Here is a 14664-nt window from a genome sequence, read left to right as displayed (position 1 = left end):
ATGGAAAGAAGATCCGAAATGGTGAACATCCTGCATCGCGTGGCAATCAAATCGTCCACGGCCGAGGTCTATTCGGCGCTGACCAGCGCCGAGGGACTGGCGGGTTGGTGGGCAACCGATACCACCGGCAAAGGCAATGACGTCGGCGGCATACTCCAATTCCGTTTCGCCGCAGGCGGATTCGATCTGAAGGTGATCGAACTGGACCCCGGCAAGCATGTGCAGTGGGAGGTCGTCGAGGGACCCGAGGAGTGGGTCGGCACCCGCGTGGACTGGTCTCTACAGCAGGCCGACGATTACGCCGTCGTAATGTTCGAGCATCGGGGCTGGAAGGAGCCGGTCGAGTTCATGTACCACTGCAGCACCAAGTGGGCGATATTCCTGATGAGCCTGAAGTCGCTGGTGGAGACCGGCGAGGGCGCACCGGATCCCCGCGATGTGAAGATCGACAACTGGAACTGATCGCGGCGCGGCGGCTGGTCGCCGGTGGTCGGCGATCGTTCGATACCCGGCCATGCTCGATGCAACGCATCCTGCCGGTAAGGCCGGGCGCGCTGATCACCGGCGACATAGCTATAGGCCGCGGAAATACCCGGTTCGTGCGCGAATAATCCGGTCGCCGACCGGAATTCACAGCGGTCTCCCAGCTCGGAGCCAGCGTTCTCACCGCCGCACCCGCGAGACTCCCGGCGGTGACCGTCACCATCGCGGAATCCGCACCGCCCGTATCGACGCCCCCCGCCGAGCTCTCCACGGTTCAGTTGCCACCCGCCCGGAAATGGGAGCGACTTGGATTGGTAGTGCTCCTGGTGGGCACGGCCGTGGCCTATCTGTGGAATATCACCGTCAACGGTATGGGCAACGGCTTCTATGCCGCCGCGGTGTGGTCGGGGTCCTCGAATTGGAAGGCGCTGCTGTTCGGGTCATTGGATCCGGGCAACTTCATCACTGTCGACAAGCCACCGGTCTCGCAGTGGGTGATGGCGCTGTCGGGACAGCTGTTCGGTTTCAGCAGTGCGAGCATGCTTGCACCGCAAGCACTTATGGCGGTCGCCGCGGTCGCGTTCATGTACGGCGCGGTGACACGCGTGACCGCGAGTCGCACGGCCGGACTGCTCGCGGGCTTGGTCCTGGTCGTGACGCCCGTGGTGGCCTTGATGTTCCGTTTCAATAATCCCGATGCCGTCATGGTGTTGCTCATGACCGCGGCCGCCTACTGCACGATTCGCGCGTTGCCGAAGGCGAGTATGCGCTGGCTGATGCTGGCGGGCATCGCACTCGGTTTCGCGTTCCTGGCGAAAATGCTCGAGGGTTTGATGGTGCTGCCCGCCCTGGGGCTGGCGTATCTGGTGGTCGCGCCGACGTCACTGCGCAATCGATTCGCGCACCTGTTCGCGGCGGCGGGCGCGCTGATCGTCTCCTCGGGTTGGTATGTGCTGCTGACCATCTTGTGGCCGCAGGACTCGCGGCCGTATCTTGCGGGATCCAAGGACAACACCTTCATGGATCTGGTGCTCGGCTACAACGGATTCGCGCGGTACCTCGGACACAACCATCAGGGTGGCCGCAATCCCTTCGAACTCCCCGAGGGCTATCAGATGCCGCACGGCGTCGAGCAGCGCTTCGGCGGTGGTTTCGGTTCCGGCCGGGACCGCATGTTCACCGGAGAGATCGGCTTCGAGATCTCGTGGCTACTGCCGGCCGCGCTCCTCGCCTTCGTCCTGGTCCTGATCGCCCGCGGCCGGTCTCCGCGCACCGACCTGATGCGCGGCGCGGCACTGGTTTTCGGGCTGTGGCTGATTATCGACGGCATCGCCTTCTCCGGCATGAAGGGCGGCATGCACGCCTATTACACGCTCGCCGTCGCGCCGGCGATCGCCGGTGTGCTCGCACTCGGGGTACACGAATTGTGGCGACGCCGGACCGACGCGTTCGGCCGAATCGGCGGTGCCGCACTGATTCTCACCATGGGTGGTTGGGCCTTCGCACTGCTGCAGCGCAATTCCGGCTGGCAGCCCTGGCTGCGCTGGACGATTCTGGCAGTGACGATCCTGGTGGCGCTCAGCCTGATTCTGGCGTCTCTGCCACCAGCCAAGCGTGCACCGAGCCGTGACCGGATCACATCACTACTGCTCGTGACAGGCGTCCTCGCCGGTCTGGCAGGTTCGGTCGCCTACACCGCGGCCACTCTCCCGGAGTCACACACCGGCGGAGGTCCGACCGTGGGCCCGCCCGCGCCCGCCAAGGATCTCGGCCCACTCAGCGCCTTCCGCAGTCAAATGAGCATGATGACGGGAACCGGCGACGTCGACCCACAATTGCTCGCCATGCTGAAGGCCGCCAACACCAAATGGTCGGCCGCGATCGACCGTTCCGGCCCGGCAGCCGGGCTCGAATTGGCCAGTCGTACTTCGGTAATCGCCATCGGCGGCTTCACCTCTGAAGACCCGGTCCCGACCCTCCCGCAATTCCAGCAGTACGTGAACGACCACCAGATCACCTACTACATAGTCCCCGAAGTGACACTGCCCGACTCGTGGCGAACCGACAAGAAGCCGACCGACGCGACCGCCCCGAACCCGGATCCGCAACCGAACCCTGCTATCTGGCGTCCCGCAGGCAACAAGCAAATCCTCGACTGGGTCATGGCGCACTACACCGAACAGCACATCGCCAACCTCGCCGTCTTCGACCTCACCGCACCGGCCCACTGACGGCTGTCGCGCGGCGGGTGAGATCGCTATCGGGTCGTCTGGGATGCGGCTGCGGTCGCATCCAGGTCGGCGAGTGAAAGTAGGTGGCGGGGTGGGTCTTTCCGGATGATGGTGGAGTCCACCTGTAGCTTGCCGTCAACATGCAGGAGTTCACCGGGCGCCAGGAGCCGCCAGGATGGGTCGGAGTCCATGCGTTCGGTAGCGATCACAACCGCCGCGCGGTCTGCGAGTTGTCCACTGGAGGCTTGGATTCCGATGCGGCCGTGATGGTTCAAGTGTCCGCTGCCGTTCGGTCCGCCCGGTGCGCGTTCGAGAACGAATAGGTCATGGGTGTCCGGGTAGCGCACCGCCCACATTTCGGTGGCCGTGGTCAGTATCAGGTTGAGGGCGTAGACGGGGAGGTTGTCGGCGATCCATCGCACAGCGTCGGCAATGCCCGCGCTGACATCTCCCCCATGCCGATCGGTGCACTTCGTTATGAGCGCGAAGAACCGCTCCGAATCGGTCTCACCGTGCACCAGATCTCGGTATTCACACAGCTCCGCATCCAATTCGCGCAAACCCTGCAGGACGCCATTGTGCGCGAACAGGCGATCGCGCTGCTCGAACGGGTGAGTATTCTCCGGCCGTAACCCACCCGTGGAGGCATATCGGACATGGGCGATAAAGGTTGTCGACTCGCGTTCCCGCGCCTCCAGCGCGAAGTCGGCGTCCCGATACGCCGCGATCGGCTGCTTCTCCACCAGCGGCTTCCCGCCGGCCGAAAACGTCCCCAACCCGACCCCATCCGGCTCACGATGGCTCTGCCGCACCAAACTGTCCGGCGCGTTCAACAGCCAGAACGTGGCCTTCACCCGCTGCGGCGCAGCCGACAAACCGAAAAGGCGGCACACGGCATCCTCCTGGATCGCAGTCCTCGAAACAGTGGAAAATCGCAGAGCGGCAACACCGCCACGATAGTCCGCCGTCCAGCACCACCCCGCCTCGCGACCCTGGTCTGACGGTCCGACACCAGCTTGCGGCCCGATACAGCGACACCGGTCAGTCCATCAACGCTCGGACCTCGTCCCTACGGTGCCGACGCGACCATAGCCGAACCTACTGACATGGTGCATAAACGCGGACTGAATCGGTCAGGGAGGGGCGCGAGCGCGCAAGGTGGAAGGCGTTCATGATCGTGTCATGGTTAGCGAAACACCGAGCGGTGAGCAATTTCGGTTTGTAGTCGAGGCCGCCTTCACCCTGACAGGTCGCGGGACTGCCGTCGCTGGATACATCGAGTCCGGCGTAACGGCCGTTGGCGACCGGCTCAGGGTAGTGCGAGCCGACGGTCGGCCAGGCCCGTCGGACACCTGCATCGGAATCGATTCGGTGAATAGGGCCAACCGGCAGCCGGGGGATCCGGCACCGATCGGCCTCATCTTCCGAGAACTTCGAAAATCAGACTTCGAGACCGGCGATGTCATCGTCAGCGATGCCACAGTTTCGTAGCGGTCGATCCAGGAGGCACGTGCGTGACTGGGCCGCATTCGAAATATCCCGCCGCCCAAGGAAGTTGGCATCGCACATGACCGATGTAGTACGTCAGAAGATGAATCAGGACATCATCGACGAGTTTCGCGCCAATGGCGGCAAGGTGGGTGGGCAGTTCGCGGGACACGAACTGCTGTTGCTGACCACGACCGGGGCGCACAGCGGTGAGCCGCGTACCTGGCCGCTCGGGTTCTATATCGACGATGACCGCTGGGTTGTGTTCGCCGCCAATGGTGGTCGCCCGAATCGCCCGGGCTGGTACTACAACCTCGTGGCGCATCCCGAGGCCACGGTCGAGGTGGGCACCGAGACGTTGCCTGTACAAGCTGTCGTCACCACGGGCGCGGAGCGGGAGCGGCTTTGGGTCCGGTCTGTCGAAGCCTTTCCCTTCATAGCCGATTTCCAGGCGAAGGTGCCCTGGAAGATTCCGGTAATCACGTTGTCCCGCAACGCGAACTGATCCGCCGACCTGCACGCTGTGTGATCCCTGATCGCACGGCAGGGCACGGCGTGTCCGGGAATCGGACGCTACCGTGTATCCGAGACCGGTCGAATGGCGGCGGGAAGACTGATCGGCCGGCCGAGGAGTACGGGGGAGAATTCATGCTGGAAGTTGTGCATCTGGTGCGTCGATTCGGCGAGAACGTTGCCGTTGATGATGTGTCGTTCGTCGTCCAGCCGGGCGCGTTGACCGGATTCGTCGGGGGGAATGGTGCGGGCAAGACCACGACCATGCGAATGGTTATGGGGGTCTTGGCCACTCATGGCGGGGAGGTTCGCTGGCGGGGGCGTGCGGTGACGGCTGCGGATCGGCGGGCGTTCGGGTATATGCCCGAGGAGCGTGGGCTGTATCCGAAACAGCCGGTGCTGGATCAGTTGATTTATCTGGCACGGTTGCGGGGATTGTCTGTCGTCGAGGCCAAGCGGCAGGCGCGGGTGCTGCTGGAGCGGTTTCAGCTCGGTGATCGGGGGCGGGACAAGCTGGAGTCGCTGTCCCTGGGTAATCAGCAGCGGGTGCAGATTGCGGCGGCGGTCATCACCCATCCGACCGCGCTGATTCTCGATGAGCCGTTCTCGGGGGCTGGACCCGGTGGCCGTCGACGCCATGGCCGAACTGCTGGGAGAGTATGCTGCCCAAGGAGTTCCGGTGCTGTTCTCCTCGCATCAACTCGATCTGGTGGAGCGGCTCTGCGACCACCTGGTGATCCTCGCCAAGGGCAAGGTGGTGGCGCAGGGCGCGGCCGCCGACCTGCGGAGCACCGGTCCGGCGCGGTATCGCCTCGCGTTCACCGGCGATACCGACTGGCTCGGCGGATTCGCCGGTGTGAATGTGCTGGAGCGCAACGGCTCCGGTGTCCTGTTCGAATTGACCGGCGCGACCACCGACGAACTGCTGACCGCCGCGCTGGCGAACGGTTCGGTGCGTGAATTGGCCGAGGTGCGGCCGTCGGTGTCGGAGATCTATCGCGAGGTGACCGCATGAACCGCGAAACCGCCGAAACCACAGTCGATTCCGCGCCCTCGGGGGTATGGCGGATTGTCGCCGCCCGGGAAATCGCGGTGAAGCTGCGTGACCGCAATTTCCTGGTGTCCACGATTCTGACGGTGTTGGTGATCGTCGCCTCGCTCGCCATCAGCGCCTTCGCGAGCAGCCGCCCGACCACCGTCGATGTGGGCATTGTCGGCGCGGAGGCCGTCCCGATCGTCACCACCGCGAATACGCTGGCGGACAGTGCGAACAAGAAGATCACCTTCACCGCGCATGAGGTCGCCGATACGAGCACGCTCGAACAGCAGGTGAAGGATGAGATGGTCACCGTCGGTCTGCTGCCCGATGCGAGTGGCTGGCGGTTGATCGGAAAATCCGCGAAGAACGACGACGCCTCGACCTATCTGACCGCGGCGGTGCGCCAGATCACCTTGCAGCGCAATGCCGTTGCGGCGGGGACCTCCATCGAGCAGTTGTCTCGCGGCAGTGCGGTCAGCTACGACCTGATCGACAAGGCTGCGGTGGATCCGGCACTGGCCAAGGTGGTGTCGATCGTCTTCGCCTTCCTGTTCTATCTGTCGTCGATTCTGTTCGGCCTGTCCATCGCGCAGAGTGTGGTCGAGGAGAAGCAGAATCGGATTGTCGAAATTCTCGCGAGCGCGATTCCCCTGCGGCAGTTGCTGATCGGCAAGGTCGTCGGCAATACGGTGATGGCGTTCGGTCAGCTCGTCCTGTTCGGCGGCGCGGGGCTGATCGGACTGGCGGCCATCGGCAAGGGTGATCAGGTCACTCAAATCGCCGGTGCCGCAGGATGGTTCATTATCTTCTTCGTCGTCAGCTTCCTGGCCCTGGCCAGCCTCTGGGCGGTCGCCGGTGCGCTGGCCACGCGCAATGAGGACCTGCAATCCACCTCGACTCCACTGTCGATGTCCATCATGCTGGTGCTGTTCGCCGGAATCTTCCTCAGCGGCACCGGTCGGGTAATCGCCTCGTATGTCCCGATAGTCAGCATTGTCGCCATGCCCGGCCGCCTCGCCGACGGTAGCGCCGCCTGGTGGGAACCGTTCATCGCCCTGATCATCACCGCCGCGGCCACATACGGCATCGTGGTGACCGCCGAGAAGCTCTACCGGCGTTCGCTCATGCAAACCCAGGGCCGCCTCACAATTCGCCAAGCCCTGCGAGTGGAGGACTGAACGACCTCATATCTCTTGCGGCAGCGGAAGATTCGGTTAGCTTGGGCGGCATGGGACTTTCTGCTGCCGAGGTGTTCGACGAACTCGGTAAGGATTATGAGAAGGCGTTCGCCGGGCTGACGGCGCACCGTGAGGAACTCGAGTGGCTGTTGAATCAGCTTTCCGCCGGAGCCACCGTGCTCGACATCGGATGCGGGACGGGGCGGCCGACGGCTGAGGTGTTGGTGGCCGCGGGGTTCGACGTCACCGGTTGTGATGTTTCGCCCGGGATGATCGAGATCGCTCGTGAGCAGGTTCCGGGTGCGCGGTTCGAGGTCGCGGATTTGCGGACGCTGTCGTATCCGGCCGGAAGTTGGAGCGCGGTGACGGCGTTCTTTCCGCTGCTGCAGTTGACCCGGGCCGAAATCGATGCGGCGCTGGTGAAATTCGCCGGATGGCTGGCGCCGGGCGGGGTGTTCCTGTTCGCCACGGTGCCGGCCGATGTCGAGAGCGTCGATATCGAGTTCATGGGAAAGCCGGTCACGGTCAGCAGCTATTCGCCCGAGGAGTTCCACCGCCGCCTCGCCGACGCGGGATTGGAAGTCCTGCGTCAGCGAGTCGTCGAATTCCTGCCCGATCACCCGGATGCCGTCCCGGAACATGACCTGTTCATCGCCGCCCGCAAGCGGGTGAGCGGAGCATGATCCCGGCCCATCCGGTCACCCGCCGCTATTAGGGCTTGCGGCCGATACCCGCCCAGTACCAGGCACTTTCGGCTTCGGCGACCACCGCGGGGCGATCGATGAGTTCCGGTCGCCACGATGCGACCGGAACCAGGCCCGGATCCACCAGCGTGGTGCCGGAGAACAGTTCACTGGTGTCGGACTTGCTGCGCGGATGGAACGCGATACCGGAAGCCTCCGCGGCCGCCACCACCCCGGCCATCGCCTCGGGAGCGAAATCCGCTGTGGGATGGGTGATTACGATATAGCTGCCCGACGGTACCGCCTCGAGCAGCGTGCCGATGATGTCCTGGGGCCGGTCATCGTCGGTGAAATACATCATGATCGCGACGAGCATGATCGCGACCGGCTCGGACAGATCCAGGGTGTCGGTCAAGTCGGGATTTTCCAGGATCGACCGCGGATCGTGCAGGTCGGCGTGAATGAACCGGGTGCGGCCCTGCGGGGTGCTGTCCATCAGTGCCCGGGCGTGCGCCAGCACGATCGGATCCTTGTCGACATAGACCACCCGCGCATTGGAATCGAGCTGCTGAGCGACCTCGTGAGTGTTTCCGGCCGTGGGGATTCCGGTGCCGATATCGAGGAACTGGGTGATCCCGGCGTCGGCGACCAGATGCCGGACCGCGCGGGACAGGAAGGCGCGATTGGCGCGCGCCATGGCCTTGATGGTGGGAACGTGCTCGGCGATCGCGTCGCCGAGCGCCCGGTCCGCCGGGTAGTTCTCCTTGCCGCCGAGCCAATAGTCGTAGACCCGCGCCTCATGGGCGATGGTGGTGTCGATCTCGGTCGGCAGTTGGAAAGCGTTGTCGGGCATGGGTTCTCTGTTCCGATCGTGTCGCTGGCGAGTGATGTCTACGCGGGTCGGGTAGTGCGGAGAGTGTCGAGAAACTCGATGGTCTGCTCGGGCGGCGCGGCGCACACGCACAGGCGGGCCCAGATCGTGTTGAATTGGTCCACGTCGCCGGGCCGATCCAGGAATTGCGGGCCCGACGGGTGCGGGAAATGCGCGAGATCACTCAACTCGGTGGCAGCGAACCGCAGCATGGTGAACGGGGTACCGCAGATGGCCGGGCCGCCGATGTGATCGGGCAGCACCTGCACGGTGATATTCGGGCGCGCCGCCAACTCGGCGAGATGCTCCAATTGGCCTTGCCAGACCGCGTTTCCACCGATCTGGCGCCGTACCGCGGCCTCCTCGACGACGAACCACGCCTTCGGCGCGCCGGCGCGCGTGAGCAGCCGCTGACGCCGTGTCAGCAATTCGAGTCGGCGGTGGATATCCACCGCCGGTTCCTGGTCGGCAATGGCGAATACGGTGTGCGCGTAGGACGGCGTCCACACCAGGTCGGGCAGCAAACTCGGTGCGTAACAGCGGATCAATGCCGAGGCGTCCTCGAGGGCCAGATAGGTGTCCGGGCGCGCCGTTGCCAGATCCGCACCGGCCTGCCACCGCCCGATCGCATTGGCGCGCTGCGCCAATCGCCGGAATTCGGACCGCGTGACGGCATCGCACACACCGTAGACGGTCAGCAGATCGTCGATATCCCTGGCGCGGAAACTCACTCGACCGGCTTCGAGCCGGCTGATCTTGGAATGCGAGGCGCGGATCGCCCGCCCGGCGGTTTCACCACTGATTCCGGCCGCCTCGCGCAGCCGCCGCAGCCGCAGCCCGAGCACCCGGCGCAGCAGTGCCGGATCCTCGTCCGGATCGTCTTCGGCGCTGGTCGCCACGCCGGCGGTCAAATCCTCGATCACTGCCACTCCTGTCGGCTTCGGTGTCGCGAACACGAGTGTGCCACAGCCAATTACACCGCACCTCGGGAAACTGTGCACGTGCCGATGCACGTGCATCAAGGTATGCTGCGTGCGGGAGTCGGCCGGGACTCCTATTGGGGGCCCACATGGAAAAGTGCTACACCACCGCAGGATTCGGCTCCGCAGCCCACGACAGGCTCGGAATCGCCGACGTCGTCCGATCATATGGACTGGATACGGTGCACCGCAGGATCGAGCAGCTACGTGTTACCGGAATGCATTATGCGGCAACGGCTATCGAGCGTGAGCTGGCGGCCACACTGCTGACCGGACCACCCGATCTCTTGGAGCGGCGGTCGGCGTGAACGTTCACCTGTCCGCGCCGACCTCGAAAGAGGCAGCTCCGAGGCGGACATTCGCAGCAAGCTGAAGGACCACTTCACTCCCGAAGTCCGGAACGGTTTGGTGGAAAACCGTTTTCGGGAGATCATGGGCGCGTGTCGAGCGGTGCGGGCGAGGTCCCGAGGCGGCGGGCGGGCGTTTCGCCACGCAAGGTTTTCGCCGAGAGGTTGACGGCGCTGTTCGACGCGGCCGGAAGCCCGACCCTGCGATCTGTCGCGTCCGCGGCGGCCGCACGGATGGCGGCCGCGGGCGGGAGCAACCCGGCCACGGTGCAGCGGATCAGCGATTGGCGCACCGGCAAAGCCGTTCCGGCCGAGTTCGAATCGCTACTGCCCGTGCTGCTCACCCTGATCGAAAAGGCCACCAAGGCAGGCGCGCCCGCACCCGAATTGATCAAACTGCCCGCGTGGAAGGCGATCTGGCGGGCCGCGCAGGCCCGCGGCCCCGAGTTCGAAACCGCCTGCCCCTATCTGGGTTTGACCGCCTACGGCCCCGGCGACCGCGAATGGTTCTTCGGCAGAACTCGCGCGACCGCGGAGATCGCGGATCTGCTGCGCCGGACGGTGGACGGCCCGGACGCGGGTCCGGTCGTGGTCATCGGGGCCTCCGGGGCCGGTAAATCCTCGGTGTTGCACGCGGGCGTGATCCCGGCGCTGCGGGCCGACCGGGACTGGAGCGTCGCCAGCATGACTCCCGGTACCCGACCGTCCAAAACCCTGGCAGAGCTGCTGGACCCACCCGGCGACGCCGCCGAGCGCCCCGATCTCGTTGTCATCGACCAATTCGAGGAGACCTTCACACTCTGCCAGGACGAACCCGAACGCGAGAGGTTCCTGCGCGCGCTCGCCACCCTGCACGAGAACGCCCGCACCGCGGTGATTCTCGCGGTGCGCGCCGACTTCTACCCGCACTGCCTGGCCTACCCGGTGCTCGAGGACGCGATCAACGCCCGCTGCTACGCGTTGGGACCGATGCGGGTGGCCGAACTCGGCGAGGCCATCACCGGACCCGCCCAGGCGGCCGGTCTGAACTTCGAGCCCGGCCTGCCCGAATTGGTCGTCACCGAACTGTGCGGCCTGGGCGCGGGACATGATCGGCGCAGCTACGATCCCGGCGGGCTACCGTTGTTCTCGCACGTCATGGCCACCACCTGGCAGCATCGCGCGGGCGCTCGGCTGACAGTCGCCGGCTACCGCAAGGCCGGCGGGGTCGCGGGATCGGTGGCCGCCACCGCCGAACAAGCCTGGCAGGCATTGAGCTCCGCCGAGCAGGCCGCCGCCAAAGAACTACTCCTGCATCTGGTCACCGTCGGCGTCGACAGCCGGGATACCAGACGGCGGGTTCCGCGCGCGGAATTGCTCACTCGCACAGGCAATTCCGATGCCGCGCAGACGGCTCTGATCCGCCTGATCGACGCACGGTTGATCACCGCGGACTCGACCGGCGTCGCCGAGCCCGCTACCGCTGCCGCACCGACCGGCATTGCCGAACGCCCTGTCGCTGCCGCACCGGCGGGTGGCGCGGAACCTGAGAGCGGCGCAGCGCGGGAGATCGTGTGGTTCACCCACGAGATCGTGCTGGATGCCTGGCCCCGCCTGCGCGCCTGGATCGACGAGGGCCGCGTCGATCACCTGATCCGGCAGCGACTGGAGCTCGACGCCGCCGAATGGGCTGCGGCGCAGCGGGATCCCGCCCTGCTGTATCAAGGTGCGCGGCTCACCACCGCCGAACAGGCGGGCGAGACACCCGGCGGTGTCATCGGCGAATTCCTCACCGCCGCGCAGACCACCCGCACGCGCACCCGCAGACTCGCCCTCGCCACCCGCAGCGTGCTCGCGCTGCTGGGCGTCGGGGTACTGGTGCTCGGCATCGCCGCCTACGCCCAAACCAGGCTCTCGGCGCAGGAACACGAAAACGCCGATCTGGTAGCGACATTGGCCGAGGCCGACAGTGTCCGGGGCACCGATCCGTCACTCTCCGCCCAGCTGGAACTGGTCGCCGACCGGCTGCATCCCGGCGACCCGGATATCCGCTCGCGCCTGCTGCGCACCCAGAACCTCCCGCTGTCGGCACCCCTGGCCGGGCATCGGGGTGCGGTGAAACAGGTGGTGTACCGGCCCGACGGACGAGTGCTGGCCTCGGCGGGGCAGGACGGCACCGTGCGGATGTGGGATGTCGCCGACCTCGCCCACGCCACTCCGCTCGGAGCACCGCTGGACTGCGGAAACGGCTCCACCGCAACGGTGTTCAGCCCGGACGGCAGGCTGCTCGCCGCCGCGTGCGGGACCGAGATCCGGCTCTGGAACGTCGCCGATCCGGCGCATCCGAATCAGCTCGCATCACCCGGTGCGGGCAAGGTGAGCGCGCTCGCCATCGGTCCGGACGGCAAGACCCTGGCCGCGACCGACGGTACGAACGTGACGCTGTGGAGCATCGAAAACCCCTCCGCGCCAGTGCAATCCACTCGGCTGCCCAGCGCCGGGCCGGTGCCGGCCATCGCCTTCGGGCCGGGCGGCCTGGCGGTCGCGGGCGGGCACACCGTCCAGTTCTGGTCGCCCGGTCCGACAACAGCAGCCCTGGGCGCGCCGATCACGGTGCCGGGTCCGGAGATTCAGGCCATGGCCATGAGCCGCGACGGCACCACGCTGGCGGTCGGCGGCGGCGATGACGCGTTCGTGGCGACCGGCAACGCCGATGCCACCGTGACTCTGTGGGACCTGGCCCAGCGACAACCGGTGCAGATGGGCAGCCCACTCGTGGTGACCACCAAATCCGAATTGCGGTCGCTCGCTTTCGATCCCGAGGGCAGCATCCTGGCCACCGGTGACCGCGACAACGTCACCCTGTGGTCCATCGTCGACCGTGCCCACCCGACCCGTCTGGGCGAACCCCTGGCCGCGCCGTCACCGCCGTGCCCGGACGCCAGTAACTTCCAGCCCTGCCGGGACAGCCCGAGCACCTTGGCCTTCGCCGCCGACGGGCACACCGTCGCCGTCGGCGGCGCGCAGGGCGGGTTACGACTGTGGTCGCTCCCGCCCGCGGTGATCGGTGGCCGCATCGGCTGGTCCGCCAACTCCGGGGCGCTGAGTGCGGTCGGCACCATGGCGACCAGCGTGGTGGACGGTCGAATCGAGCTCTGGGACATACACGATCGTCAATCGGTGCGCCTGCTGGCCGACCTGGGGCCCGGCCCCGGCCGGGACTTCACCGGCACTCCCTCACTCAGCGACGACGGCCGCCTGACGATCACCACCGCGGGACCGCACGCGGGGGTGCAACTGCTCGATGTCGGCGATCCCGCGCACGTCCGCTCGCTCTACCGATTCCCCGACGCCATCGCGGGCTGGTTCGGTCAGGGCGGCCGCGTACTGGTGACCCTGGAGTCGCTGTGGGGGGCGCGCCTATGGGACCTGTCGGATCCCGCGCAGCCGGTCGCGATCAGCCCCCTCATCGAAATAGGTTCGGCCCCTGTCGGTTTGGCGGGTATCGCGATTCCGCACAGCGGTCACTTGATGGTGACCCTCGCCCCCGACAAGAATGCCGCCGGAGCACCCGAGTATCTGATCAAGCTCTGGGATATCACCCACCGCGGCAGCGTGACCGAGCTCGATCGCATCGCCGGCGATCCCGCGCACCCCGTCGGGGCATTCGGCCTCACCCCCGATGAGCGCACCATGGTCACCCTGTCCGCGAACACCCTGCGGATCTGGGATATAAGTGACCCGGTGCAGGCCCATCCGCTCGGGGAGCCGATCATCGGGCACGCCTTCAATATCCAATCGGTCGACTTCAGCCCCGACGGCACCCTCATGGCGACCGCCGGCGCGGATTCCACGGTGCGGCTGTGGGACTTTCACGATCGCGCCCACCCGCGCCCCCTCGGGCAGAGCATCACCATGCCGAGCCACACCACCTGGAATTTGAGTTTCGATCCCGCCGGTGGACGGCTGATCGGCGTCGGCAACAGCGTCATGAGCATCTGGGATCTCGACGAAGACCAAGCGCGGCAACGGATCTGCGCCGACACCCACGGCGTGCTCACCCGCGAGGTCTGGGCCGCGCATCTGCCACGACTCCCCTACTCCCCGCCCTGTCCGGAGGCGAAATGAGCCGAAACCGCCTGCGGGCCATGCTTTTCACCGCGGTACTCACCCTCACCGGGACCGCCGCCGCCACCGCGGACACCCCGCCGGCACGCGAGCGGGCGCAGGTCGGCGGCGGATCCGGGCTGGCCATGCTGCGCGGTGGACCGCTGACCGACCATTCCATCGTGTACCTGTGCACGCTCACCGCCATCGGCTATGACGCGGCGGGCAACCTCATCGGACTCACCAACGCGCACTGCGAATACGACGGTGATCGACAGTGGCTCGGCGACCTGGTGCTGCTCGAATCCGAGGCGTTCGCCCCCGGTGCGACCGTGCCCGATCTGCATCTGCTGGGCCGCATCGAATACATCAGTGGCGGCAACCCGGTCGTACCCGGCCCGAACGGTCCGGGACTGGACTATGCCGTCATCGTCTTCGACAAATCGGCCGTCGAACCGGTCGCGACCGTCGGCGAGACCACCATCCGCGCTCTCGGCGACCCGCCCCCGAACGGCACCCCGGTGTGCAAACAGGGCGCGACCAGCGCCCGCACCTGCGGCGTCACGCTCGCCACCGCGGGTCCGTACCTGCTGACCACGGTCCCCGAGTACCCCGGCGACTCCGGCGCTCCCGTCGTCATGGGCGACACCCTCATCGGCAACCAATGGTCTTGGGGTGCGGGCACTTCCATGACCGCCATCCTGGCCGACCTCGATCGCCGCGGCGGCGTCGGCGCGGGCTTCCATCTCTGATACCCAGTCGATC

At 66.2% G+C, this 14664-nt stretch carries 12 protein-coding genes and 1 pseudogene; 10 read left to right on the top strand and 3 right to left on the bottom strand.

The features are described 5' to 3' along the window. Positions 1–39 precede the first annotated feature (39 nt). Together GFY24_RS24290 and GFY24_RS24285 are read left to right on the top strand one after the other, a co-directional pair. Positions 40–462, top strand: coding sequence for an SRPBCC domain-containing protein (locus tag GFY24_RS24290; protein ID WP_309231276.1), 423 nt, complete (start codon positions 40–42; stop codon positions 460–462). 230 nt (positions 463–692) lie between these two features. Then, on the top strand, positions 693–2714 hold the full coding sequence (locus tag GFY24_RS24285; RefSeq protein ID WP_309231275.1) for a glycosyltransferase family 39 protein: 2022 nt from the start codon (positions 693–695) through the stop codon (positions 2712–2714). A gap of 26 nt (positions 2715–2740) precedes the next feature. Here the strand turns inward: GFY24_RS24285 and GFY24_RS24280 are convergent, their stop codons facing one another. Continuing rightward, on the bottom strand, positions 2741–3607 hold the full coding sequence (locus GFY24_RS24280) for a class II glutamine amidotransferase (RefSeq protein WP_309231274.1): 867 nt from the start codon (positions 3605–3607) through the stop codon (positions 2741–2743). 674 nt (positions 3608–4281) lie between these two features. On the opposite strand from GFY24_RS24280, the gene GFY24_RS24275 reads away from it, so the two are divergent. The 5 genes and pseudogenes from GFY24_RS24275 to GFY24_RS24260 all read left to right on the top strand — a co-directional run bounded on the left by GFY24_RS24275 (position 4282) and on the right by GFY24_RS24260 (position 7615). Further along, positions 4282–4707 (top strand): nitroreductase family deazaflavin-dependent oxidoreductase, encoded by a 426-nt coding sequence (locus GFY24_RS24275; RefSeq protein ID WP_153807415.1) that lies wholly within the window; start codon positions 4282–4284, stop codon positions 4705–4707. A 143-nt stretch (positions 4708–4850) separates the two neighbouring features. Then, positions 4851–5261 (top strand): annotated as a pseudogene (locus GFY24_RS43415) (ABC transporter ATP-binding protein); the annotation flags it as partial. A 49-nt stretch (positions 5262–5310) separates the two neighbouring features. Next, positions 5311–5730: a DUF4162 domain-containing protein gene (locus tag GFY24_RS43410; protein ID WP_309231273.1), complete on the top strand. Its 420-nt coding sequence runs from the start codon at positions 5311–5313 to the stop codon at positions 5728–5730. Further along, positions 5727–6932 carry an ABC transporter permease gene (locus GFY24_RS24265; RefSeq protein ID WP_153807414.1) on the top strand — a complete coding sequence of 402 codons (1206 nt, stop codon included), beginning with the start codon at positions 5727–5729 and terminating at the stop codon, positions 6930–6932. The genes GFY24_RS43410 and GFY24_RS24265 overlap by 4 nt, the downstream gene beginning before the upstream one ends. Before the next feature lie 50 nt (positions 6933–6982). After that, positions 6983–7615: a class I SAM-dependent methyltransferase gene (locus tag GFY24_RS24260; protein WP_153807413.1), complete on the top strand. Its 633-nt coding sequence runs from the start codon at positions 6983–6985 to the stop codon at positions 7613–7615. A gap of 28 nt (positions 7616–7643) precedes the next feature. On the opposite strand, the gene GFY24_RS24255 is transcribed toward GFY24_RS24260, so the two are convergent. After that, positions 7644–8468 (bottom strand): SAM-dependent methyltransferase, encoded by an 825-nt coding sequence (locus GFY24_RS24255; protein ID WP_153807412.1) that lies wholly within the window; start codon positions 8466–8468, stop codon positions 7644–7646. 38 nt (positions 8469–8506) lie between these two features. Further along, the gene (locus tag GFY24_RS24250; protein ID WP_309231272.1) at positions 8507–9409 is read right to left on the bottom strand and encodes a helix-turn-helix transcriptional regulator; all 903 of its coding nucleotides are present in this window, start codon (positions 9407–9409) and stop codon (positions 8507–8509) included. 146 nt (positions 9410–9555) lie between these two features. On the opposite strand from GFY24_RS24250, the gene GFY24_RS42220 reads away from it, so the two are divergent. The 3 genes from GFY24_RS42220 (at position 9556) to GFY24_RS24235 (ending at position 14651) form a co-directional block, all read left to right on the top strand. Further along, entirely contained in the window at positions 9556–9774 is a 219-nt protein-coding gene (locus GFY24_RS42220) for a hypothetical protein (RefSeq protein ID WP_153807410.1), read from the top strand. 132 nt (positions 9775–9906) lie between these two features. Further along, positions 9907–13920 (top strand): hypothetical protein, encoded by a 4014-nt coding sequence (locus GFY24_RS24240; RefSeq protein ID WP_153807409.1) that lies wholly within the window; start codon positions 9907–9909, stop codon positions 13918–13920. After that, positions 13917–14651: a peptidase S1 gene (locus GFY24_RS24235; protein ID WP_153807408.1), complete on the top strand. Its 735-nt coding sequence runs from the start codon at positions 13917–13919 to the stop codon at positions 14649–14651. Before GFY24_RS24240 ends, GFY24_RS24235 begins: the two co-directional genes overlap by 4 nt. Positions 14652–14664 lie beyond the last annotated feature (13 nt).

It is taken from the genome of Nocardia sp. SYP-A9097 (genome assembly GCF_009649815.1).
Taxonomy (GTDB): domain Bacteria; phylum Actinomycetota; class Actinomycetes; order Mycobacteriales; family Mycobacteriaceae; genus Nocardia.
The sequence above is the reverse complement of the archived record's forward strand: the minus strand, read 5'-3'. Positions and strand labels throughout refer to the sequence as shown.

What these genes read in the sequence shown, in the direction of transcription:
- GFY24_RS24275 (WP_153807415.1), top strand. Translation starts at nt 4,282, where the DNA reads ATGACCGATGTAGTACGTCAGAAGATGAATCAGGACATCATCGACGAG.
- GFY24_RS43410 (WP_309231273.1), top strand. Translation starts at nt 5,311, where the DNA reads ATGAGCCGTTCTCGGGGGCTGGACCCGGTGGCCGTCGACGCCATGGCC.
- GFY24_RS24265 (WP_153807414.1), top strand. Translation starts at nt 5,727, where the DNA reads ATGAACCGCGAAACCGCCGAAACCACAGTCGATTCCGCGCCCTCGGGG.
- GFY24_RS24260 (WP_153807413.1), top strand. Translation starts at nt 6,983, where the DNA reads ATGGGACTTTCTGCTGCCGAGGTGTTCGACGAACTCGGTAAGGATTAT.
- GFY24_RS24255 (WP_153807412.1), bottom strand. Translation starts at nt 8,468, where the DNA reads ATGCCCGACAACGCTTTCCAACTGCCGACCGAGATCGACACCACCATC.
- GFY24_RS42220 (WP_153807410.1), top strand. Translation starts at nt 9,556, where the DNA reads ATGGAAAAGTGCTACACCACCGCAGGATTCGGCTCCGCAGCCCACGAC.
- GFY24_RS24235 (WP_153807408.1), top strand. Translation starts at nt 13,917, where the DNA reads ATGAGCCGAAACCGCCTGCGGGCCATGCTTTTCACCGCGGTACTCACC.